The following is a 20,312-nucleotide window of genomic DNA, read 5'->3' as shown; positions in this document are numbered from 1 at the left end:
CGAGTGACCCCGGCTATCGGCTAGCGACCGCCGTTGTACGGCCCGTACGGCCCGTCACTGCTGGAGCCGCCGCGACGACCGCCACCGCGTCCGCCGCCGGTGATCTGCCGCAGTGCGGGCCGCACGTCGACCATGTAGACGATGGTCGCGACGAGCCCGATGATCGGCAGGAACGACATGATGTTGAAGATCAGGTTCACGATGAAGGCGAGCCCGAGGATGATCAGCCAGAACGGCTTGGTCTTCTTGTCCGCCGCGCGGTAGGCGTCCTCACGTCGGACGGCAGCGTCGACGAGCGCGAAACCGCTGAAGGCGATCAAGGCCAACGAGAGCAGCCACATGAAGTTCGCGAAGCCCTGCATCAGCACAACATCCACCACCAGTCTCGGCTCTTGAGGCTCTTTCGGCTCTTGAGTACGCGGACACCGTACCCGCTACCCGGAGAACGGGCCGGACACTCAGAGAGTGCCCGGCCCGCACCCATGACAACTTTGCTGCCTACTTGCTGCCTACTTGGCGGGCGGCGTGGTCTTCTTCGCCGTCGTCTTGCGGGCCGGGGCCTTCTTGGCGGCGGGCTTCTTCGCCGGGGCCGGGGCAGCGGCGGAGGCCGGCTCGGAGGCGGGCGCCGCCTCGGACTCCGCGTCCGGCTCGACGGCCACGGCCAGCTCCGAGATCTCCTCGGCGGCCTCGCCGCGCCAGGTCTTCACGGCCTGCTCACCGTGCTCGGCGACCTCTTCGTACTTCTCGCGCGCCTTGACCGCGTACTCGGCGGCCACACCGACCGAGCTCAGGGCAAAGCCCTGGGCGCTCTCGCCGAGCTTCTTCAGGTCGGTGTCGAGCGAGCCGAGCAGTTCCGTGACCTTGGCCTGGAGGGTCTCCTGCGCCTCCTTGGCACGGGCGACGGCCTTGTCCTGGACAGCCTTGGTGTCGGTGTTGCGCACGGCGTCGATACGGGCAGGCGCCTCAGCGATCAGCTGCTCGATGATGCCCGGCACCTTCCTCGCCTGCTGGTACGCCAGATCGGCGGTGCCCGCGGCGAAGTACGCGGGAGTGGGGTCGGAGATGGCGTTGCGCAGGTCGTCCTTGATGGCCATAGGGATGGTCCTCCCGGATTCGCGTCAGCTTGAAGGGTGGTCCTTGGGGCTGGCATCACTGCCGTCGACCGTGCGGGGGCCGTCAGCGGTGGCGTCCACGTCATCCGCGTACGAAGACTCATCCACGTACGAAGACTCATCCACGTGCGACGAGTCGTCCGCGTACTCCGAGACCTCGAAGCCGTTCTCCTTGCGGAACGACTCATAGATCTGCAACAGGACCTGCTTCTGCCGCTCGTTGATGGAGGGGTCGGCGAGGATGACGGCGCGCGTCTCCAGCTCGTCCCGCTCCTTCTCGTCGAGGATCCCGGCCCGGACATAGAGCGTCTCGGCGGAGATCCGCAGCGCCTTGGCCACCTGTTGCAGCACATCGGCACTCGGCTTGCGAAGCCCGCGCTCGATCTGGCTCAGATACGGATTGGACACCCCGGCGGCGTCGGCGAGCTGCCTGAGCGACAGCTCCGCATTGCGCCGCTGCTCACGCAGATACTCGCCGAGATTGCCGACGTTGAGTGATGCCATGTGTCGATACTGCCCGCCCCTTGCTAACTATTGCAAGCACATGCTTGCAAAAGTGCGCTACGCCACTACGTCCACGTGACGTGCCGTGCCGTGCCGTGCCGTGCCATCGACCGTGCTGGGGCTGGTCGATCCGCGACTGCGTTCCGGCCAGATCCGGGACTTGGAAGCCAAATGGACCGAGGAATCCGTCCAGCGGATCACCACCGATGGCCGAGCCCTGGACGAACGTCGGCGACACGACGCTGGTCTCCAAGGCCGCCGACTTCACCGTGGCGTGATCCACACGCGCGCCCGCTGCGCGACCACCCGTCGAGCCCGTGGACACCTCGATGCCCGCTAATTTCGTTGAGCCCGCACCCTGCGATCGTGTTGGCTGGCGGCACCGAACTGTCAGTACCGCAGGTGTCATCCGCTCGGCTGTAGCAGGGAGTTGAACGTGCAGGACGTTGTTGTCGACCCCGTTGCCCACAATCGGGCATCCTGGGACAAGTGTGTCCAAGAGGGCAACGAGTGGTCGAGGCCGGTGAGCGCTGAGGATGTCGAGCGCGCCCGCAGGGGCGACTGGTCGATTGTTCTCATCGGGCGTGAGCCGGTCGACCGCTCCTGGCTGCCGACGGACCTGACCGGCAAGGACGTGTTGTGCCTGGCCTCCGGCGGTGGCCAGCAGGGTCCGATCCTCGCCGCCGCAGGAGCGCGGGTCACCGTATTCGACAACTCACCCCGCCAGCTCGGCCAGGATCAGATGGTGGCGGCGCGCGACGGACTCGAACTGCGCACCGTCCTGGGCGACATGCGCGACCTCAGCGCCTTCGGCGACGCGACATTCGACGTCGTGTTCCATCCGGTCTCCAACCTGTTCGTACCCGACTTGGCACCGGTGTGGCGTGAGTGCTTCCGCGTCCTGCGACCGGGCGGAACTCTGCTCGTGGGCTGCCTCAACCCTGATGTGTACTTGTTCGACCACGAGGCGCTCGACGAGCGCGGCGAGCTGATCGTCGTGCACAAGCTGCCCTACAGCGATGTCACGCAGTACTCCGCCGAGGAACGCGCCACGAAGTTCGGCGCGGATGCCCCCCTTGAATACAGCCACACCCTCACCGACCAGATCGGCGGGCAACTCGCCGCGGGGTTCGTCCTCACCGCCTTCGCGGAAGCGCCGCACCAGTCCAACGCATCCGCTCAATACATGTCGAACTATTTTGCGACCCTGGCGGTCAAGCCGGGCTGACCCAGCCGCGGGACCGGCCGAGACAGCCGTGTCTCCGAATGGCCAAGGAGAGCGCTGCTCCGACGAGGCGGCGGCAGTTGACCGAGCCGACCGCCCCGTCCATCCTGATCATCCTTCCGCCCGGAACCACCGCACCCTGGAGCTGACATGGCTGACGTGATCGCGCCCGACCCCGTCACGCGCGACATTCTCGCGATCTTCGAGAACGTGCGATTCCGGCTGTTCGAGCGCATGAAGGACCTGACCGACGCCGAGTACCACTGGGAGCCGGTCAGCGACTGCATCAGCATCCGCCCCGGCGACGACGGTGTCTTCCGCGTCGCCACGTTGTTTCCGGAATCGGGTCCGGAGGAACCGGACCCCTTCACGACGATCGCCTGGCGCATCTGGCACATCGGCAACCTCTGCCTGCGCGGCTATGTGATCCACTTCTTCGAGGACGTCCCCGAGCTCGGCGACCGCCACGAGTGGCCCGGCACCGCGAAAGAGGGCATCCAGGCGCTGGCCGAGGACTGGGAGCACTTCATCTCCCGTATCGCGGCCCTCGGCGACAAGCGCCTCATGGAGCCGATAGGCATGGGCCCAGGCGGTTGGGCCGATGAGACTTATCTGAAGCTCGCGCTGCACGCCCTGAAAGAGGTCACACACCACGGCGGCGAGATCGGCCTGCTGCGCGACCTGTACCTGCGCGAAGGCGTCTGATCCTGGCGGCGGGCGGCCACCACCCGTGACGGAGCGGCATCAGTGCGACCACACCGCACCCACACTCCGGTGAGACCGCGCAAGCACCGCCGAGTTCGATCCGCAGAGCATCCACACCGACCCCGAGTCCGCCGCAGCAGGACCAGAGTGGCGGCGGCCCCGCCGTGGCGAACTGACACGTCTCGGTAGGATCGGTACGACCGGGCCGCAGTACGGGCAGCTCGACGAGATCGCCTGGTACCGCGGCAACTCGCACGAGCGCATCCACGCCGTGGGCGGCAAATACCCCAACCCGTGGGGTCTCTACGACATGCTCGGCAACGTATGGGACTGGTGCTGGGACGTCTACGACGCCGAGGTCTACGGCACCTACCGGGTGCTCCGCGGCGGTGGTTGGTTCGATGAGCACTGGAGTTGCCGGGCCTCTGCGCGGCGCCGCAGCCACCCGACATTCCAGGTCGACGACGTAGGGTTCCGCATCGCGCGCTCTACCGTGTGACGGCCGTCAATGAACCCGGTCGCTCTTCGGTCCGATGTCTTTGATCCTGGTCGGAGTTCCGTCCGGGGCGAACGAGTGGTGGAAGGTGAAGGCGTGCGGCGCGGAGCCGTGGTCGTGGAGGTGCTCCAGCCTGGAAACCCCGTCCCGCCAGGTGGGTATCACGCCGTCGGAGACCCACCAGAACACGTAAGCCGGGTGCCCTGTCCTCTCGAACCAGTCGTAACGCCTGTTCAGCGCCTCACGGTGCAGACCGGTGTAGATGGCGTCGAAGGCGGGGCGCAGGTCGGTCCAGAGTGAAAGGGTCGCGGCCAGGGCGATGGTTTCCGCCGTACGGCCCTTGCCGTACCAGGTCGGTACGGCGAACTCTCCCCACGCGCCCCACTCCAAGTCGAAGAATGTGCCCCGGCTGCCGTCCGACGGCTCAGCACGACCGAGGTATCCGGGGTGCTGGCTGATCCTCCGGTAGTTGGGCTCACCACTGTCCTGGAACTCGCGCGTGAGAGGTGCGGGATCGGCGAGAGGTGACTTCAGGACGCCGAACGTGTACAGAGCAAGACGGGGCATACGACTCTCCCTGGTTGAGGGTGCCTGGTGTGGCGCCGGTTCGGTGGGCGATCGCCGAAGACCAGGTGAAGGTAGCTGCCTCTGCGGACCATGTCGAAGTTGTGTTTTTCCCGCCCAAGTGGCTTCTTGTACAGGCCTTTTCGGGGCTGGGACGCGAACGGCTCCGGCGGCCCCGCAACGTCAGTTGCGTGGTCGCCGACGTCATGGAACTGCCCCTCGAGTCTCAGGAGTCCTGAGGCTTCGCGAGAGGCCTGGGGGCGAGGACGCAGAACTCGTGGCCCTCCGGGTCGGCCAGGCATTTCCACGGGACGTCGCCCTGGCCGAGGTCGAGGTCGGTGGCGCCGAGGGATCGCAGCCGGGCCACCTCCGCCTCCTGGTCCTCACCGGCGTACGGCAGCAGGTCGATATGGACGCGGTCCGGCGTGGTCTTCGCGCCGGGCACGCGGAGGAACTCGAGATACGGGCCGACGCTCTTGGCTGAGCGCAGCACCGCGTGATCGTCGGTTACCTCGTGCAGGGTCCAGTCCATCGCCTCGCCCCAGAACCGCGCCATGGCTCGCGGATCCGCGCAGTCGACCACTATCGCGGCGACCGGCCCGGTGTCCCGGTAGATCTCCCGAGGCTCGAGGACGCAGAACTCATTACCCTCCGGGTCGGCGAGCACCGTCCACGGCACGTCGCCCTGCCCCACGTCGGCGGGCGTCGCGCCGAGAGCCTGGAGGCGCGCGACCAACTCCGCCTGGTGGGCCGCGGAGGTGGTGGCGAGATCGAGGTGCATACGGTTCTTCGCCGCCGTCTTGCCCTCCGGGACGATGACGACGTCGACGCAGACGGCCACCGCGTCCGGCCAGACGAAGTCGCCGGTGGGTTCGGCGTTGGTCACACCGGGCCCCTCGCTGGAGACACCCCAGCCGAGCGCCTCCGCCCAGAACCGGCCGACCGCCGAGTCATCAAGAGCCTTCATGTTCACGTTCACAGGTCGCAGTGCCATGTCGGCGACCCTAGCTCGCGGCCTACCGCGCGAGTTCGGCCGGTTCGTCGAGCCGCGTCAGCTTCCGCGGGTTCCTCATCAGGTAGACCCGCGTGACCTGCCCGTTCTCCACCACGACGCTCAGCGCGGTGGCCAGCTCGCCGTCGATCTCGATCCGGCCCGCGGGTGCGCCGTTGAGCCACACCGTCGTCGTCTCGAGCGCGTCCGCCGTCCGGTTCGCGCGCGCGAGCAGCTCCGCCACCAGCTCGGCCCCGTGGATCGGAGCCAGCGCGGCGGGCGCCAGCCCTCCACCGTCGGCGATCAGGACCACGTCGGGCGCCATGATCTCCAGGAGCTCCTGCAACCGCCCGGTGCGCAACGCGAGCAGGAACCGCTCCACCACCGCCTGCTGCTCCGACCTGCTCACCCTGACCCGCGGCTGCCGGGCCGCCACGTGCTCGCGGGCCCGCCGCGCGATCTGCCGCGCCGTGGCCGCGGACTTCCCGATGGCCCCGGCTATCTCGCCGTACGGCATATCGAAGACCTCGCGGAGCACGAACACCGCCCGCTCCGTCGGCCCGAGCGTTTCCAGGACGGTCAGCATCGCGATCGACACGCTCTCCGCGAGTTCGACGTCCTCGGCGACATCAGGGCTGGTCAGCAGCGGTTCCGGTAGCCACTCGCCGACGTAGTCCTCGCGGCGGCGCGACAGCGTCCGCAGGCGGTTGAGCGCCTGCCGTGTGACGAGCCGGACGAGGTAGGCCCGCGGATCGAGCACCTGAGCGTGGTCGACGTCGGCCCACCGCAGCCAGGACTCCTGCAACACGTCCTCCGCGTCGGCCGCCGACCCGAGCATCTCGTAGGCGACCGTGAACAGCAGGGGGCGATGGGCGACGAACGGGTCGCCGGTCATGACGTCGCCAGCGGAATCTCGCACGCGGCGGAGAAGCCCTGCGACTCGACCCCGTTCGCCACATTGGCCCTGGTCGCCAGATTGACGAAGGCGATGTACGCGGTGAGCTCGATCATCGCCGCGGGGCCGAGCCTGGCGAGCAGGCCCGCGTAAAGCTCGTCGGTGACGGTCGGCGGCGTGTTCGTCATGGCCTCGGCGTACTCGAGGACCTCCCGCTCCAGCGGCGTGAACACCTCCGACTCGCGCCAGCGCGGCACCTGGCTCGCCTTGGTCAGGTCCAGGTCCTGGTTCAGCGCCTGGAAGTAGCCGACGTCGAGGCACCAGCTGCAGCCGACCTGCGCCGCGACAACCATGTGCGCGAACGTCTTGAGGCTCGCGTCGGCCGCGTCCCACGCGCCGACCTTGCCGCCGAACTCCAAGTTGTCCTGGGCGACCTGAGGGCTGTGCCACAGCACCTCGACGTTCTCGGCCACGGCACCGAACTGCTTGATCATGTTTTCCGCGAGCTCTGCGGGAAGCTCGGCCTTCGGGACGCGGAGCGCCATGGTGTCCTCCATATACGTACGTATACCCACCGGCCTGTTGGCCTGTTGGCCTGCTGGCTTGTTCGACATGAAGACACCGGCGGGCGTACGAATGTGACGACTCCGAGGGCCCGCGCTCGGCCGGGCCGGGATTCCCCGGCGGCGGTACCGTGATCGTGTGTCTCTCGACGACCTCGTCCGCCTGCGCAAGGCCCGTGACCAGATGGACCGCGACTACGCGCAGCCGCTGGACGTCCCCGCACTCGCGCGGGGCGCCCTCATGTCGCCGGGCCACTTCTCGCGCAGCTTCCGCGCCGCCTACGGCGAGACGCCGTACAGCTATCTCATGACCCGCAGGATCGAGCGGGCCAAGGCACTGCTGCGCCGTGGCGACCTGACGGTGACGGACGTCTGCATGGCGGTCGGCTGTACCTCGCTCGGCTCCTTCAGCTCGCGGTTCACCGAGCTTGTCGGGGAGAGCCCCAGCGCATACCGGGCCCGCGACCACGACCACAGCGCCGCCATCCCGGCCTGCATCGCCAAGATGTACACCCGACCGGTCAGGAACGGACCGGTCAGCAATGGACCGGTCAGCAATGGACCGGTCAGGAACGGAGAAGCAGAATCCGCCGGGAGTCCTTAGCGTGATGGACATGGACCTCAAACTCGCAACCTGCTTCATCGCCGTCGACGACCACGACAAAGCACTCGCCTTCTACCGCGATGTACTCGGCCTCGAAGTCCGCAACGACGTCGCTTTCGAGGGGATGCGCTGGGTGACCGTCACCACCCCGTCGCAGCCGGACGTGGAGATCGTCCTCGAACCGCCGCTCGCGGACCCGAACGCCACCGATGCCGACAGGCAGGCCATGGCCGAGCTGATGGCCAAGGGCATGTTGCGTGCCGTCATCTTCCGGACCGACGACTGCGACGCCACGTTCGAGCGGATCCGCGCCGCGGGCGCCGATGTGCTTCAGGAACCGATGGACCAGCCGTACGGCGTACGCGACTGCGCCTTCCGCGACCCGGCGGGGAACATGCTGCGGTTCAACCAGCCGCGCAACAAGTAAGTACAAGAAGTAGGTACAAGAAGTAGGTAACGGGAGCAATGGGGGCGGGACGGGGGTGCGCTACGCCAGCCACTCCCCGTCCCGCATCAGGACCCTGCCCCGCAGTTCCGGCTCCCCTCGCCAGGCACGCACTGTGCTCGGTACCACGCGCAGATATACGAACGGGCCTTCCTCCGTACGCGGATCCCACCCGAACTTGCCGGCGAACCCGTCCCCCGCGTCCCGCGGCACACCCCCGGCCGGGAAGCACTCCGCCACCCCCTGAAGCAGCACCACATCGGATGTGTCCGGCAACGCCAGGCGCACCCGAGGCTCCTGCCGGGCGTTGCGGGCCGTCGCGGAAGTACTGCCGGTGCACATCCACACCGCGAGGCCGTCCCACCGGAACCACAGGGGCACCTGGTGCGGGCCGTGCTCCGGATGGGACGTCGACACCCATATGTCCCGTTCCTGAGCGAGCCGTTCCAGGGTGTCGCGCCTGCGCTGCGGCCCACCACGACGGGCGATCTCCGTGTTCTGCATGAACGCAGACCCTATGCAGCGCGCTCGCGGCGCGCATGAGGCGCTGGTCCTACGCCCGAGGACCGACGCCCACACCCACACCCACACCCTCACCGAACGCCCGCCGGTAGTCCCCCGGTGACACCCCCACCTGCTTGAGGAAGTGGTGGCGGAGATTGTTCGCCGTGCCGAGGCCGCTCAGTTCGGCGATCTTGTCGATCGGGGCGCCCGTCGACTCCAGGAGGCTCGGACACGGCTGCGACAGCTACGCGAGCGTGATCGAGGTGCTCCGGGGGGCGCCGCAGAGTCCCACCGTGTGACCATTCGGCAACAACCCGGGCAAGATCCGTGCGGCCATGTGCATGATGAAGCGTCATCACGCCTTGGGGGCACGGGTCTTGGGGGGACCATATGAACAGGCCGCTGCGCCACATAGCCATCTTCTGCGGCGTGCTCACGCTCGCTCTGCTCCTGCGTGCGACCTGGGTGCAGTTCGCCGATGGCGACTCGCTGGCGAAGCACGAGAAGAACCGGCGCGTCCAGATCGAGGCCTTCTCGCACCCCCGCGGCGACATCATCGTCGGCGGGAAGCCGGTCACAGGCTCGAAGGAAGTCGGCGGCACCGACTTCAAGTACCAGCGGGTCTTCAAGAACGGCCCCATGTACGCGCCGGTCACCGGCTACTTCTCGCAGGCCCAGGGCGCCACCTTCCTGGAAGGCGTCGAGAACGACGTGCTCAGCGGCGATGACGACCGCCTCTTCATCCGCCGCACCCTGGACATGCTGACCGGCGAGAAGCGGCAGGGCGGCGACGTCGTCACGACGATCGACCCGAAGGCCCAACAGGCCGCCTACCAGGGCCTGGTGAACCTCAACGCCCGGGGCGCGGTCGTCGCCCTCGACCCCCGCTCCGGGAAGGTGCTCGCGATGGCGAGCACCCCTTCGTACGACCCCTCCGTCTTCGCGGGCATCTCGGCGAAGGAGGGCAAGGAGTTCACGCGGCTCAGCAAGAACAAGGACAAGCCGCTCTCCAACCGGGCGCTCCGCGAGATCTATCCGCCGGGATCCACCTTCAAGATCCTCACCGCGGCGGCCGCCCTCGAGCACGGCGTGATCGACGACATCGACGAGCCCACCGGCGCCAAGACCCCCTACAAGCTGCCGCTCAGCTCGACGACGATCGGCAACGACGTTCCCGGCGCCCCCTGCGACAAGGCCTCCCTGAAGGTCGGTATGCAGTGGTCCTGCAACAACGTTTTCCTCGACACCGCGCTCAAGGTCGGCGACGACGACATGCGTGAGACGGCGGAGAAGTTCGGCTTCAACAAGGAGCAGTTCGTCCCCGTGCGCTCGTCCGCGAGCAGCTACCCGAAGGACCTCGACAAGCCGCAGACCGCACTGACCGGCATGGGCCAGGGCAGCCTGACCAGTACGCCGATGCAGATGGCGATGGTCGCGTCGGGCCTCGCCAACGACGGCAAGCTGATGAAGCCGTACATGGTCGAGGAACTGCGCGGCCCCGACCTCTCGACGATCGAGAAGGGCAAGCCGGAGGTCCTGAACCAGGCCGTCTCCGAGGACACCGCGGGCAAGGTGCAGGAAATGATGGAGAACACCGTCGAGGAGGGCACGGCGAACAAGGCGAAGATCGACGGCGTCACGGTCGGTGGCAAGACCGGCACCGCCCAGCACGGCTCGAACGTCAACGACGAGCGGCCGTACGCCTGGTTCGTCTCCTACGCCAAGCAGGACGACGGGTCATCGCCCGTCGCCGTCGCGGTGTTCGTCGACCCGAAGGACATGAACATCCCGCGGTCGGAGATCGCCGGTGGAAAGCTGGGGGCGCCGATCGCGAAGGCGGTCATGGAGGCGGTACTCAACGACTGAGGGTGCCGGCGACTGGGGATGTCAACGACTGAGGGTGCCGGCGACTGGGGATGTCAACGACTGACGATGTCAGCCCTCCAGGAGCTGGCCCGCGAGGCGCTCGATCCGCGCGTGCCACGCGGCCAGCGCCTCGCCCGTGTCCGCCGCGCTGCCGAAGGGGCCGGTCTGTGTGAGGACGAGCCGGGCGCCGTAGCCCGTGCCACGGGCCAGCTCCCAGCGCACCTCGCCCTTGGGGTGCACGGCGTACGTAAGGGACGTCGGCGACGTCACCGAGGTGATCGGGCCCGCCGAGACGCCGTCCGCGAGGAAACCGTCGGGCGCGGTGTCGCCCTCCAACGGCTCCTCCCCCGCGCAGAGTTCGGCCCACACCGCGTCCGCCGGGCGCACCAGCTGGCGCTCGAAACGGATGCCACCCTCGGTGACCGCGCCGTGCCCGAGGTCGAACTGCTCCAGATACGCCTCGTGCAGCTCGCCCGCGTCCCGGCTCACCTCGGCCTGTCCGCCGTCGAGGAACTGGCCGAGCGCCGAGATGCACAGCTGCCAGCCCGCGGCGAAACTCGGAGCGCCGAAACGGTCGCCGAAGGTGTGGACGAGGGTGAGCAGCGAGCCGCGCCCGTCCGGTCCTTCCGGGGCGATCTCCCAGCGCAGGTGGTCATCGCCCCAGCTGAAGGCGAAGAGGCGCGGCTCCTCGGCGTCCGTGACCTCGCCGGTCATGCCGGGCCCGTCGTCCCCGGGGAAGTGGAAGCCCATCTCACCGCCCGGCCGCAGCTCGAGCGTCACCTCGGAAGGGAACCACTGGGCGAGGTGCGCGGGCTGGGTGATCGCGGCCCAGACCTTGGCGGGCGGGTGCGCGAGACGGCGCTCCATCCGCAGGACGCTGTGTTCGCCTTCCTCGTCGGGGGCGAGGCTGTCGGAGTGCGGGTTCATGAGGAGTCACCGTCCATGGTGTCGAGGTGCCGCTCGAGGGCGTCGAGTCTGCCGGACCAGAGGTGCCGGTAGTGCGACAGCCACGCGTCGAGCTCCGCGAGGGGCTCGGGCCGCAGTTCGTACCAGCGGCGCTGCGCGTCCTGCCGCACCCGCACGAGCCCCGCGTCGCGCAGGACCCGCAGATGCTTGGACGTGCCGGGCTGGCTCAGACCGATCCGCTCGGTGATCTCACCGACCAGATGGGGACGCTCGAGGAGCAGATCGAGGATCTTCCGGCGGCTCGGTTCGGCGAGTACGTCGAACGGTATGGGCATGTCTTGAAGATACCCCTGTGGATATATAACCGCAACGGCATGGAAGGGTTTGTGGAAGGGTTTATGGAAGTGTCTACGGAAGCGCCTCGGGTCCCTATGCCTCCTCCCACGGCAGCGGCCTGCTGTGCAGTACGTCGAGCCGGGACACCGCCCTGGTCAGGACCACGTACAGGCGGCTCGGTCCGCGGCTCTCCGCCTCCGCGATGGCGGCGGGCTCGACGGCCACCACATGGTCGTACTCAAGCCCCTTCGCGACGGACGCGGGAAGGACGGTCACGCGCGCGCCGAGATCGTCCGGGCCCGCGCTCTCGATGCCCGCCGTGGCGAGGGCCGCGCGCAGGCGGGCAGTGTCGGCGTCGGCGGCGATGACACCGACCGAGCCCTCACGGCCCAGCGCGGCACGCACCGCGTCAACGGTGGCGGCGTCCACGTCACGTTCACCCGCTCCTACCTGCTGAATCCTCAACTCACCGTCCGTACGCAGAGATTGAGCAGGCGGTACGTTGACGTCGAGCGAGGCGAGGACGCGGTTGGCGAGGCCCACGATCGCCTTCGGGACGCGGAAACCGATGGTCAACGGGGTGACGGAGGCTTCGGGCTTGCCCAGGTGGGCGAGGAGTTCGGGCCAGCCGCGGGCCGACCACGGGGTGGTGCCCTGGGCGAGGTCGCCGAGGACCGTGAGCGAGCCGAAGTCCGCGCGGCGGGCGATCGCGCGCGCCTCCATCGGGGAGAGGTCCTGCGCCTCGTCGACGACGATGTGACCGTAGCCTTCGGGCCGTTCGAGCAGCCCCGCGAGCTCGTCGAGCAGGACGAGATCGGCGGCGGACCACTTCGCCGACTTGTACGAGCGCGGGGGCTTGGTCCAGCTGATCGCCTGCTGCTCGTCGGCGCTGAGGATGCCGTCGGCCGCGGCGGCGAGCGCGCCGGGGTCGGCGAGCAGTCCCGCGAGCACCTCTTCGGGCTGTGTCCTCGGCCAGGCCTCGTCGACGAAGGCCGAGACGGAGCGGGCGCGGGAGATCTTCTGCAGCCAGGTGTTGTTCACCGTGCCCGCGCGGCGCTCGGCCTGCTCCTGGATATGGCGGACGGCGCGGGTGCGGACGCGCTCGCGGCCGATGGCGTACGGAGGCGCGGGCTCCTCGGCGCGCACGTCCGCGATGATCCGCTCCAGGTCGTCGAGAGGGACCCGCCAGGTGTACGAACCGTCCGGCACCGCGACGGAGTCGGTGGGCGCCGCGACGCGCGAGTAGAGCGCGCGGCGCAGGACGGCCGCCATCCGGGCGTCGTGCTTGACGCGGGCCGCCGCCTCGTCGTCCTGGGCGCGCACGGGGGCCGCGGGCCTGGCGATCTCGTCCTCGACGGTGGACTGGCGCACGCCCGTCTCGCCGAGGGAGGGGAGCACCTCGGCGATGTAGCGGAGGAAGGTGCGGTTGGGGCCGAGGATGAGGAGTCCGGCGCGCTGGACGCGCTGGGGGTAGGTGTAGAGGAGATACGCGGCGCGGTGCAGGCCGACCGCCGTCTTGCCGGTGCCAGGGGCGCCCTGGACGCAGACGGACGCGGTGAGTTCACCGCGGACGAGGTCGTCCTGCTCGGGCTGGATGGTGGCGGCGATGTCCCGCATGGGGCCTACGCGGGGGCGCTCGATCTCGCTGTCGAGGATGCGGCTGCGGTGGTTGGGGGTGTGGTTGGGGACGGGGTTGGGGGTGTGATTGGGGGTGTGGTTGGGGCCGCTTTTGAGGGCGGGGCTCGTCTCGGTGGCCAACGGCTCGTCCTCAAGGCCCGTGAGGTCGGCGGATTCGCCCTTGCTGCCGGGCGCCCAGCCGAAGCGGCGGCGGACGGCGACGCCTTGGGGGGCGCGGGCGCCTGCCTGGTAGAAGGCGCGGGAGACGGGGGCGCGCCAGTCGACGACGAGGGGCGGGGCCGAGGGGTGTTCGGTGATGCGGAGGCGGCCGATGTGGTAGCTCTGCCCGCGGTGATCGCCCGCCTCCGCGGCTTCGGGGCCATCGGCGGCGAAGTCGAGACGGCCGAAGAAGAGCGGGGCCTCGGGGAGTTCGCGCATCGCTTTGGCGTGACTGCGGAACTGGTAGCCGAGGACTTCGGCGTCGGCGCCGGACGCGGAGACGTCTGCTCCGCTGACAACCTGTTCCTCCGCTCCGTCGACCATGCCGGTGAGGGCGGTGCGGCAGGTGTCGTGGTACCGGCGTTCTTGGTCGAGGGCTTGGTCGGGGGCGGGGTCGGGGGTCCTGCCGGGGGCCGCGTCGCTTGTCGTCATGCCGCCAAGAGTAGCGAAAAATGTAACCGAGTTAAATTTATTACCGAGAATCAATAGTGCGGTAGACTCGCCCCATGGTGGACGAAAGAGAGCCCGGCAACGGCGGAGCCAACGGCCCCGGCCTGCGCGAGCGCAAGAAGCAGCGGATGTACGAGGCGGTCTCCGACGCGGCGATCGCCCTCTTCCTGGAGAAGGGCTTCGAGAAGGTGCCGGTCGCGGAGGTGGCCGCCGCCGCCGAGATCTCCAAGCCGACCCTGTTCCGGTACTTCCCCACCAAGGAGGACCTCGTCCTCCACCGTTTCGCAGACCACGTGGACGAGGCGGCCCGAGTGATCACCGCCCGCCCCGCGAAACGCGCCCCACTGGACGCCCTTCAGCGCAACTTCCTCGACGGCCTGGAGCGCCACGACCCGGTGACGGGCCTGTGCGACAACGTCCACGTACTCGCCTTCCACCGACTCCTCTACGGGACGCCGTCACTGGTGGCACGGCTGTACGGGTATCAGGAGCGGTCGGAACAGGCGCTGGGCGAAGCCTTGGCCGAAGCGCAGGGCGACGGCATCCTGGCCGCGCGCCTGGCCGCCGGCCAGATCATCGCCGTACAACGGATCCTCGCCCTGGAGAACTGGCGCCGGATCGACGCGGGCGAGAGCACGGAGGCGGTGTGGCCGGACGCGGTGGTGGCCGCGAACCGGGCGTTCGGGCAGCTGCGGTCGGGGTTGGCGCGGTACGCGTGAGGGAGGCGGCCCGACCTCAACCGCCACCGCCCTCGAAAGCACCCCCGCCCCCGCCCCTCAACTAACCTCCGCACCCCCGGACTTGTCCTCCACAACCCTGTCCTCCACAACCCCGTCCACCAGAACCGCCACCCCGTCGAGCACCCGCGCGATCCCGAAGTCGAACTCCGCGTCCTCGGCGTCCGCGACGTCAAGAACGCCCGACGCGAGGGACCGCCGCAGCGCCGGAAACCGCCCGGGGTCGATGGAGGTCAGCGCGTCGATGGTGCGCGCGTACCGCCGCATCACCTCGTCGGGGTCCTGCCCCTCCGCCCGCATGGCCACGTCCAGATCGGCCATGAGCATGACCTCGTTGCGCACGAAGCCGCCCACGAGCATCAGCACGGACAGCTTCCACCCCTCCTCCAGACCGCTCTCACCGAGGGCCGCGAGCCCCTGTTCCATCCACTCCAGCTGGTGGGGCGTCGCGGGCGGCGAAGTGATGGGGATCCGCACGAGCCACAGGTTGCGCCGGAAGACCTCGCGCTGGGCCCGCGCCCACCACTCCAGACGTGGCCGCCAGCCGGTCACGTCCGCCGGAATCCCGGGCGGGGTGCCGGTCGCGACGTCCTGCATCAGGATGTACAGCTCGTCGCGGGCGGAGACGTACCGGTAGAGGGACATGGTCGAGACGCCGAGTTCCTTGGCGACCCGCCCCATCGAGACGGCGCCGATCCCCTCCGCGGCGGCGACACCGATGCCCGCGTCGACGATGCGCTCGAGACTCAGCCCGGGTCTGGGCCCTTTCGAGGGGCGTTCGCGCAGCCCCCAGGCCGTTTCGAGGCTCGCGGGCAGCCCTGTGCCGCCGCTCGCGCCTCCACCGTCCACCGCCATAGCCACTGCCTCCCTGCTTCCGAGCCGTCTCGCCCCGCCCTGCCCTCCTGCTTGACGCACATCGTAGTTCTGCGTAACCCTTACTCAGTAATGCGTAACCTATACGCAGTAGGAGCTACAGGGGACCCTCATGCCCGAAACCGGACCACAACCACAACCACAACCCGCACCACCCCCAGCCATCCAAGCCACAGCCCTGACCAAGACCTACGGCTCCGGCGACCGAGCCGTCCACGTCCTGCGCGGCATCGACCTGCACGTCCCGCCCGGCACCGTCTTCGCACTCCTCGGCCCGAACGGCGCCGGCAAGACGACAGCCGTCCGCATCCTCACCACGCTCACCACACCCGACGCGGGGACGGCACGCGTGGCGGGCCATGACATCCGTACGGGGCGGCGCGAGGTCCGCCGCGCGATCAGCCTCACCGGCCAGTTCGCGGCGGTCGACGAGACGCAGACCGGCGGGGAGAACCTCCGCATGATGGCGAGGCTCGCGGGCCTGCCCCGTCCGGCGGCCCGCGCACGAGCGGCCGAGCTCCTGGACCGCTTCGGCCTCACGGAGGCGGCCGACCGCCTGGTCCGCACGTACTCGGGAGGTATGCGCCGCCGTGTCGACCTGGCGGCGGGCCTGGTGGGCGAACCGGAGGTCATCTTCCTGGACGAGCCGACGACGGGCCTCGACCCGCGCAGCCGCCAGGAGATGTGGGCGGTGGTACGCGACCTCACCGCACAAGGCACGACAGTCTTCCTGACGACCCAGTACCTGGAGGAGGCGGATCAACTGGCCGACAACATAGCGGTGCTGCACGAGGGAGCCATCGCGGCGGAGGGGTCACCGTCGACCCTCAAATCCCTGGTGGCGGGCCATCGCCTGGACGCGACGGTCACCACCCCGGAGGCGTACCTCCACCTGTCCCCGAGGGCCACGCACCACTCCCCCGAGACCCTGACGCTCGGCTTCCCGACGGACGGCACGGCAAGCAACGTACGAGCACTACTGAACGAACTGGACCCGAACGACACGGAACTCAGGACCTTCACCCTCCACACCGCCACGCTGGACGACGTCTTCCTGGCCCTCACGAATCCGTCGAACCCATCGGACCCATCGGACCCATCGGACCCATCGAAGCCATCGAAGCCATCGAAGCCATCGAAGCCGGAGGGTCTCACCCATGTCTGAGTCCAACGCTGCCCTGATCCTGACCGGCCGGGCGATCCGCATCAGCCGCCGCAACGTGGACGCCCTGATCACCTCCATGGCGCTCCCGGTGATGCTCCTGCTGATCTTCGTCTACTTCTTCGGCGGCGCGATCGAGACGGACACCCGTTCGTACGTCACGTACGTGGTCCCCGGAGTACTCCTGCTCTGCGCGGGCTTCGGCTCATCGAACACGGCGATAGCGGTCACGGAGGACCTCAAGGGCGGCATCATCGACCGCTTCCGCTCCCTGGACATCGGCGGCACCCAGATCCTGGCGGGCCACGTCTTCGCCTCGGTGGCCCGCAACCTCATCGCGACGTCCCTGGTCCTGGCCCTGGCCTTCGCGATCGGCTTCCGCCCCTCGGCATCCCCCGCGGCCTGGCTCGCGGCAACGGCCATCCTCCTGTCCTTCATCCTGGCCCTGTCCTGGCTCTCGGCAACGGTGGGCCTACTGGCCAAGTCCCCGGAAGCGGCGGGAGGCTTCACGTTCTTCGTGAGCTTCCTGCCCTACCCGAGCAGCGCCTTCGTCCCGACATCCTCCATGTCCGACTGGCTACGCCCCTTCACCGACAACCAGCCGGTGACCCAGGTCATCGATTCCCTCCGGGGCCTGCTCCTCAACCAGCCGGTGGGATCGACACCTTGGGTGGCACTGGCCTGGTGCGCGGGGATTCTGGCGGCCTCGGTGGGGGCTTCGGGGGTGCTGTTCAGGAGGCGGACGGCGTGAGGGGGCGGGCTACGTCCCAGAGGGTGTCGAAGAGCTCCTTGCGCTGCTTGCACTTCTCACGGGCGGACACACCCGCGTCGATGTGCCAGTACGTCAACGAGGCGTCGTAGCCCATGAGATCGAGGACCTGGCGGTCCGGCGGCTTGTCCGCGGGGCGCTTCTTCACTTCGTCGTAGATGCCGTCGAACAGCTGCTCATCGTTGATCAGGCAGAACTTCAGAAAGGGAGAGATGTGCAGGACACGGAACTGCGGGTCGAGATCGGCCTTGCGCTCGCGTTCCTGTCTTGTGGCAAGGACCGTCATGTCGCGCTCGTACCCGCGAACCTTGCCGAGCAGTTCCTCCCGGAATCCCTCGTCGTCCGCCGCCTGCCCCGCGCCATCGAGCCTGCCGGGTATCTCCATCGGCTTGGTGAAGTCCGGGACAAGGATGCGTATCGCCACCCGCGGCCGTACCCCCTCGGGGAGGGCCTCCAGGCTTCTGCTGATCTGGTAGATCACGGTCTCGCCGGTGAAGCCAAGAGCGTCGACGCGGGTGTCGCCCTTCCGCAGCACCTCATCGAAGTAGGGCTTCAGACTGCTCGGCAACACCGTCTCCCTGGCGGCGGGACGCATCGCGGCGTTCAGCTTCTGGACCTCGCTGTACAGCACATAGCCCACCAGGCTCAGCACAGCACCGCCGAGATACGCCTTGCCCTCGAGGGCGTCACCGACCGGCCGTACGAACTGGGCGACCAGACCGAGACCGAAGATGGACAGGAGCAACATCCTGGTCACGATGCTCTCCGACCGCGCCCACCCCTCCACGGCGTGCTCCCGAACAGAACGGCTCCTCGGCACCAAGTCCCCCTCATATCAACCGTGTTGATCCGAGGAGCTCATGGTGCCCTCTTCCGGACCGGTCAGGAAGGGCCCGACTCCGCCAGGTCGACCAGCGGCTGAAGCGCGGTGGTGACGATCTCTGCCCCGGCGGCGCGCAGTAGAGCTGCCTCGCCCTTGCCCCGTGCGTAGCCGACGAAGCGAACCCCGGCCTTCTCCGCGGCCTCCAGGTCGGTCACTGTGTCGCCGATCATCAGCGCGTCGCCAGGCGGGGAACCCAGGGCTTCCAGGGCCCGGATCACAGGGTCCGGGTTGGGCTTCAGAAGACTGGGCTGGTCCGTCCGCCCATAGATGTGCGGCCCGAACGCATCCAGCAAGCCCTCCCTTTCGAGATGAGCGACCACAGCCTGCGGCGAATTGTTCGTCACCACGGCGATCCGGCAGCCCTGCGCCTTCAGAGCACGGATGAGGCTGTCCGCCCCGGGAGTGGGCAGGGCTGTAGGCGCCGCCTGCACCTCCCCGTCCGTGAGCAGCGCTTCGAGCTCGGCGACAAGACTCTGCCCCAGAGGATCCTGGTCCATGGCGCGCAGTACGTCCTGTGGGTCGATGCTCTGCTCCGCCTCCTCCGTGAGGCGATCCCTCAACCCACGCTCGGAAACGAGGTCCCTGAGGTTCTGGGCGACGGACTCCGAAGACCCGTTCGAGAAGAGAGCGCAGATGGGGCCGTCGAAGTCGAAGAGCACACAGCGGTCGCCCGCAGGTGTGAGCCAGTCGGCGAGCTCCCTGAACTCACCGGTTCCGATGAACTCGCGTGCGCGATCGTCCTCCACAGGGCCCCTTTCCTGCCACTCCCGCAATGCCCGCGCCACCTGCCGCTCGTCCGGTACGTCCGCCAGCATCAAGGGCTCAGCCGCACGCCGCAAGGCCCTGCATACCTTCGAGGCCGCAGCCTTGAAGTCATCGTCGTCCGCATCAGCCCCCAAGGCGAGTGCCGCCCTCATGACATCGGGAAACACCGACTGGGCGTATTCGAAGTCCAGATAGACACCGAGGTCGGAGTCGAGTCCCGCCGTCATGTCCTCGTGCCCCGCGCGCACCATGGCCTCGGACCACAGCACCCTCATCCGGCTCTGCTCGTCCTTGTCGTAGCCCATGCGTACGAGATGGGTGGCGAGGTCGTGCAGTGGATCACCGAATATCGCCAATTCCCAGTCGATGACGATCAGTTCATCCCCGTCGATGACGGCGTTGGCCCGATGGACGTCGGTGTGCAGCAGACAGAAAGGGCGTGCCGTCAGGGAAGGCCGGTGAGGATTCTCCTTGAACTTCGTCACGGCGTCGGCCCGGATACCCACAGCCTCGAAGAGGGTGTCGAACCGCGCCCGGTTCGGGCGGTGCACTCGCTCCTCAGTGAAATCGATCAGCCAGTCGAGAAACCGCTGACTCTCACCGGACCTGGGCCAGTCTCCGGGTCTCGGTGGCAGCTCCCCCTCCGGAACACCCGCTGTTCGGGCGAAGAACTCGGCAAAGGACCGCATGAGTTCATCGTCCACCGGTCCATCAGGATTCACATCGGACAATGCCTGCCCCGCCCGGTAGGCGTGCATCGACCAGTCCCCGAAGTCCGCCAAGCACCGTGGCACTTCACGGAGGTACCGGGTCACCACCTTCAGCAACTGCGCCTCACTGGGCCAGATGCGTGGCACCACCTCCACCCCTGCGAGCGGCGTCCGGCACTTGACCTGCGCCCGAAAGGGCATCAGCAGGAGCAGAGCCAGCGACCAGCCGAGGGGCACGACGTAGTTGAAATTATGGTGCCCTTTCGCCATATGCCCATCAGGACGATTCCGGTAGGAATCGGCGAGGCGGCGCACCAAGGCCTGATGGGCTCTGCGAGGCAGAGGTGACGACATGAGCGCAGAGGTTATCGCCTACACCACAGTAGCCTGCAACCCGCCTCGTTCTGGGCC

Annotated in this window: 22 protein-coding genes and 2 pseudogenes; 9 read left to right on the top strand and 15 right to left on the bottom strand. The window is 68.3% G+C overall.

The features are described 5' to 3' along the window. Positions 1 to 20: 20 nt before the first annotated feature. The 3 genes from ACGFSB_RS25935 to ACGFSB_RS25925 all read right to left on the bottom strand — a co-directional run bounded on the left by ACGFSB_RS25935 (position 21) and on the right by ACGFSB_RS25925 (position 1,616). Positions 21 to 362: a DUF2516 family protein gene (locus ACGFSB_RS25935; RefSeq protein ID WP_393404230.1), complete on the bottom strand. Its 342-nt coding sequence runs from the start codon at positions 360 to 362 to the stop codon at positions 21 to 23. Positions 363 to 509: 147 nt separating this feature from the next. Next, positions 510 to 1,094, bottom strand: coding sequence for a hypothetical protein (locus ACGFSB_RS25930; RefSeq protein WP_393403759.1), 585 nt, complete (start codon positions 1,092 to 1,094; stop codon positions 510 to 512). 24 nt (positions 1,095 to 1,118) lie between these two features. Then, complete coding sequence (locus tag ACGFSB_RS25925) at positions 1,119 to 1,616, bottom strand: helix-turn-helix domain-containing protein (RefSeq protein ID WP_393403756.1); 498 nt, start codon at positions 1,614 to 1,616, stop codon at positions 1,119 to 1,121. Between the two features lie 436 nt (positions 1,617 to 2,052). Here ACGFSB_RS25925 and ACGFSB_RS25920 point away from each other — a divergent pair, with 436 nt between their 5' ends. The 3 genes and pseudogenes from ACGFSB_RS25920 to ACGFSB_RS25910 all read left to right on the top strand — a co-directional run. Further along, a complete protein-coding gene (locus tag ACGFSB_RS25920; RefSeq protein ID WP_393403753.1) occupies positions 2,053 to 2,844 on the top strand; it encodes a class I SAM-dependent methyltransferase in 792 nt (263 codons plus the stop codon). A 147-nt stretch (positions 2,845 to 2,991) separates the two neighbouring features. Then, entirely contained in the window at positions 2,992 to 3,546 is a 555-nt protein-coding gene (locus ACGFSB_RS25915; protein ID WP_393403750.1) for a DinB family protein, read from the top strand. Positions 3,547 to 3,733: 187 nt separating this feature from the next. After that, a pseudogene (locus ACGFSB_RS25910) lies at positions 3,734 to 4,045 on the top strand (formylglycine-generating enzyme family protein); the annotation flags it as partial. Positions 4,046 to 4,051: 6 nt separating this feature from the next. Here ACGFSB_RS25910 and ACGFSB_RS25905 read toward each other — a convergent pair. The 4 genes from ACGFSB_RS25905 to ACGFSB_RS25890 form a co-directional block, all read right to left on the bottom strand. Continuing rightward, on the bottom strand, positions 4,052 to 4,609 hold the full coding sequence (locus ACGFSB_RS25905; protein ID WP_393403747.1) for a DUF3291 domain-containing protein: 558 nt from the start codon (positions 4,607 to 4,609) through the stop codon (positions 4,052 to 4,054). A gap of 223 nt (positions 4,610 to 4,832) precedes the next feature. Next, entirely contained in the window at positions 4,833 to 5,600 is a 768-nt protein-coding gene (locus ACGFSB_RS25900) for a VOC family protein (RefSeq protein WP_393403744.1), read from the bottom strand. A 22-nt stretch (positions 5,601 to 5,622) separates the two neighbouring features. Next, positions 5,623 to 6,492 carry an RNA polymerase sigma-70 factor gene (locus ACGFSB_RS25895; protein ID WP_393404228.1) on the bottom strand — a complete coding sequence of 290 codons (870 nt, stop codon included), beginning with the start codon at positions 6,490 to 6,492 and terminating at the stop codon, positions 5,623 to 5,625. Next, on the bottom strand, positions 6,489 to 7,037 hold the full coding sequence (locus ACGFSB_RS25890; RefSeq protein WP_393403741.1) for a carboxymuconolactone decarboxylase family protein: 549 nt from the start codon (positions 7,035 to 7,037) through the stop codon (positions 6,489 to 6,491). Before ACGFSB_RS25890 ends, ACGFSB_RS25895 begins: the two co-directional genes overlap by 4 nt. Positions 7,038 to 7,194: 157 nt before the next feature. Here ACGFSB_RS25890 and ACGFSB_RS25885 point away from each other — a divergent pair, with 157 nt between their 5' ends. Continuing rightward, entirely contained in the window at positions 7,195 to 7,659 is a 465-nt protein-coding gene (locus ACGFSB_RS25885) for a helix-turn-helix transcriptional regulator (RefSeq protein ID WP_393403738.1), read from the top strand. A gap of 10 nt (positions 7,660 to 7,669) precedes the next feature. After that, a complete protein-coding gene (locus tag ACGFSB_RS25880; RefSeq protein WP_393403736.1) occupies positions 7,670 to 8,086 on the top strand; it encodes a VOC family protein in 417 nt (138 codons plus the stop codon). 60 nt (positions 8,087 to 8,146) lie between these two features. Here ACGFSB_RS25880 and ACGFSB_RS25875 read toward each other — a convergent pair whose 3' ends face one another. Both ACGFSB_RS25875 and ACGFSB_RS25870 read right to left on the bottom strand, forming a co-directional pair. Beyond that, on the bottom strand, positions 8,147 to 8,608 hold the full coding sequence (locus ACGFSB_RS25875) for a pyridoxamine 5'-phosphate oxidase family protein (protein WP_393403733.1): 462 nt from the start codon (positions 8,606 to 8,608) through the stop codon (positions 8,147 to 8,149). 49 nt (positions 8,609 to 8,657) lie between these two features. Next, positions 8,658 to 8,834: pseudogene (locus ACGFSB_RS25870) on the bottom strand (AraC family transcriptional regulator); the annotation flags it as partial. A 164-nt stretch (positions 8,835 to 8,998) separates the two neighbouring features. Here ACGFSB_RS25870 and ACGFSB_RS25865 point away from each other — a divergent pair. Next, positions 8,999 to 10,474, top strand: a complete 1,476-nt coding sequence (locus ACGFSB_RS25865) for a peptidoglycan D,D-transpeptidase FtsI family protein (protein WP_393403730.1) — start codon at positions 8,999 to 9,001, stop codon at positions 10,472 to 10,474. A gap of 69 nt (positions 10,475 to 10,543) precedes the next feature. On the opposite strand, the gene ACGFSB_RS25860 is transcribed toward ACGFSB_RS25865, so the two are convergent. The 3 genes from ACGFSB_RS25860 to ACGFSB_RS25850 form a co-directional block, all read right to left on the bottom strand. Further along, entirely contained in the window at positions 10,544 to 11,401 is an 858-nt protein-coding gene (locus ACGFSB_RS25860) for an SRPBCC family protein (protein WP_393403727.1), read from the bottom strand. Continuing rightward, positions 11,398 to 11,715 (bottom strand): ArsR/SmtB family transcription factor, encoded by a 318-nt coding sequence (locus ACGFSB_RS25855; RefSeq protein ID WP_393403725.1) that lies wholly within the window; start codon positions 11,713 to 11,715, stop codon positions 11,398 to 11,400. Before ACGFSB_RS25855 ends, ACGFSB_RS25860 begins: the two co-directional genes overlap by 4 nt. A gap of 94 nt (positions 11,716 to 11,809) precedes the next feature. Further along, positions 11,810 to 13,984, bottom strand: coding sequence for a HelD family protein (locus tag ACGFSB_RS25850; RefSeq protein ID WP_393403722.1), 2,175 nt, complete (start codon positions 13,982 to 13,984; stop codon positions 11,810 to 11,812). Between the two features lie 74 nt (positions 13,985 to 14,058). Here ACGFSB_RS25850 and ACGFSB_RS25845 point away from each other — a divergent pair, with 74 nt between their 5' ends. Further along, a complete protein-coding gene (locus ACGFSB_RS25845; protein ID WP_393403720.1) occupies positions 14,059 to 14,721 on the top strand; it encodes a TetR/AcrR family transcriptional regulator in 663 nt (220 codons plus the stop codon). Between the two features lie 57 nt (positions 14,722 to 14,778). Here ACGFSB_RS25845 and ACGFSB_RS25840 read toward each other — a convergent pair whose 3' ends face one another. Continuing rightward, positions 14,779 to 15,594, bottom strand: coding sequence for a TetR/AcrR family transcriptional regulator (locus ACGFSB_RS25840; protein WP_393403717.1), 816 nt, complete (start codon positions 15,592 to 15,594; stop codon positions 14,779 to 14,781). Positions 15,595 to 15,724: 130 nt separating this feature from the next. Between ACGFSB_RS25840 and ACGFSB_RS25835 the strand changes: the two genes are divergently transcribed. Then, positions 15,725 to 16,777 carry an ATP-binding cassette domain-containing protein gene (locus tag ACGFSB_RS25835; RefSeq protein WP_393403715.1) on the top strand — a complete coding sequence of 351 codons (1,053 nt, stop codon included), beginning with the start codon at positions 15,725 to 15,727 and terminating at the stop codon, positions 16,775 to 16,777. Further along, entirely contained in the window at positions 16,770 to 17,525 is a 756-nt protein-coding gene (locus ACGFSB_RS25830; protein WP_393403712.1) for an ABC transporter permease, read from the top strand. The genes ACGFSB_RS25835 and ACGFSB_RS25830 overlap by 8 nt, the downstream gene beginning before the upstream one ends. Here the strand turns inward: ACGFSB_RS25830 and ACGFSB_RS25825 are convergent. Together ACGFSB_RS25825 and ACGFSB_RS25820 are read right to left on the bottom strand one after the other, a co-directional pair. Then, positions 17,506 to 18,300 (bottom strand): ATP/GTP-binding protein, encoded by a 795-nt coding sequence (locus tag ACGFSB_RS25825; protein WP_393403709.1) that lies wholly within the window; start codon positions 18,298 to 18,300, stop codon positions 17,506 to 17,508. The two genes, ACGFSB_RS25830 and ACGFSB_RS25825, sit on opposite strands and share 20 nt — an antisense overlap. A 125-nt stretch (positions 18,301 to 18,425) precedes the next feature. Next, positions 18,426 to 20,171: an HAD-IA family hydrolase gene (locus ACGFSB_RS25820; protein ID WP_393403706.1), complete on the bottom strand. Its 1,746-nt coding sequence runs from the start codon at positions 20,169 to 20,171 to the stop codon at positions 18,426 to 18,428. Positions 20,172 to 20,312: the final 141 nt, after the last annotated feature.

Origin of the sequence: Streptomyces sp. NPDC048441 (assembly GCF_043200235.1) — a bacterium.
Classification (GTDB): domain Bacteria; phylum Actinomycetota; class Actinomycetes; order Streptomycetales; family Streptomycetaceae; genus Streptomyces.
This window is presented reverse-complemented; position numbering and strand designations above follow the sequence as displayed.

Bases quoted from the DNA above. Each gene is read 5' to 3' on its own strand.
- ACGFSB_RS25935 (WP_393404230.1), bottom strand. From the start codon at position 362: ATGCAGGGCTTCGCGAACTTCATGTGGCTGCTCTCGTTGGCCTTGATC.
- ACGFSB_RS25930 (WP_393403759.1), bottom strand. From the start codon at position 1,094: ATGGCCATCAAGGACGACCTGCGCAACGCCATCTCCGACCCCACTCCC.
- ACGFSB_RS25925 (WP_393403756.1), bottom strand. From the start codon at position 1,616: ATGGCATCACTCAACGTCGGCAATCTCGGCGAGTATCTGCGTGAGCAG.
- ACGFSB_RS25915 (WP_393403750.1), top strand. From the start codon at position 2,992: ATGGCTGACGTGATCGCGCCCGACCCCGTCACGCGCGACATTCTCGCG.
- ACGFSB_RS25905 (WP_393403747.1), bottom strand. From the start codon at position 4,609: ATGCCCCGTCTTGCTCTGTACACGTTCGGCGTCCTGAAGTCACCTCTC.
- ACGFSB_RS25900 (WP_393403744.1), bottom strand. From the start codon at position 5,600: ATGGCACTGCGACCTGTGAACGTGAACATGAAGGCTCTTGATGACTCG.
- ACGFSB_RS25895 (WP_393404228.1), bottom strand. From the start codon at position 6,492: ATGACCGGCGACCCGTTCGTCGCCCATCGCCCCCTGCTGTTCACGGTC.
- ACGFSB_RS25890 (WP_393403741.1), bottom strand. From the start codon at position 7,037: ATGGCGCTCCGCGTCCCGAAGGCCGAGCTTCCCGCAGAGCTCGCGGAA.
- ACGFSB_RS25880 (WP_393403736.1), top strand. From the start codon at position 7,670: ATGGACCTCAAACTCGCAACCTGCTTCATCGCCGTCGACGACCACGAC.
- ACGFSB_RS25875 (WP_393403733.1), bottom strand. From the start codon at position 8,608: ATGCAGAACACGGAGATCGCCCGTCGTGGTGGGCCGCAGCGCAGGCGC.
- ACGFSB_RS25865 (WP_393403730.1), top strand. From the start codon at position 8,999: ATGAACAGGCCGCTGCGCCACATAGCCATCTTCTGCGGCGTGCTCACG.
- ACGFSB_RS25860 (WP_393403727.1), bottom strand. From the start codon at position 11,401: ATGAACCCGCACTCCGACAGCCTCGCCCCCGACGAGGAAGGCGAACAC.
- ACGFSB_RS25855 (WP_393403725.1), bottom strand. From the start codon at position 11,715: ATGCCCATACCGTTCGACGTACTCGCCGAACCGAGCCGCCGGAAGATC.
- ACGFSB_RS25850 (WP_393403722.1), bottom strand. From the start codon at position 13,984: ATGACGACAAGCGACGCGGCCCCCGGCAGGACCCCCGACCCCGCCCCC.
- ACGFSB_RS25845 (WP_393403720.1), top strand. From the start codon at position 14,059: ATGGTGGACGAAAGAGAGCCCGGCAACGGCGGAGCCAACGGCCCCGGC.
- ACGFSB_RS25840 (WP_393403717.1), bottom strand. From the start codon at position 15,594: ATGGCGGTGGACGGTGGAGGCGCGAGCGGCGGCACAGGGCTGCCCGCG.
- ACGFSB_RS25835 (WP_393403715.1), top strand. From the start codon at position 15,725: ATGCCCGAAACCGGACCACAACCACAACCACAACCCGCACCACCCCCA.
- ACGFSB_RS25830 (WP_393403712.1), top strand. From the start codon at position 16,770: ATGTCTGAGTCCAACGCTGCCCTGATCCTGACCGGCCGGGCGATCCGC.
- ACGFSB_RS25820 (WP_393403706.1), bottom strand. From the start codon at position 20,171: ATGGCGAAAGGGCACCATAATTTCAACTACGTCGTGCCCCTCGGCTGG.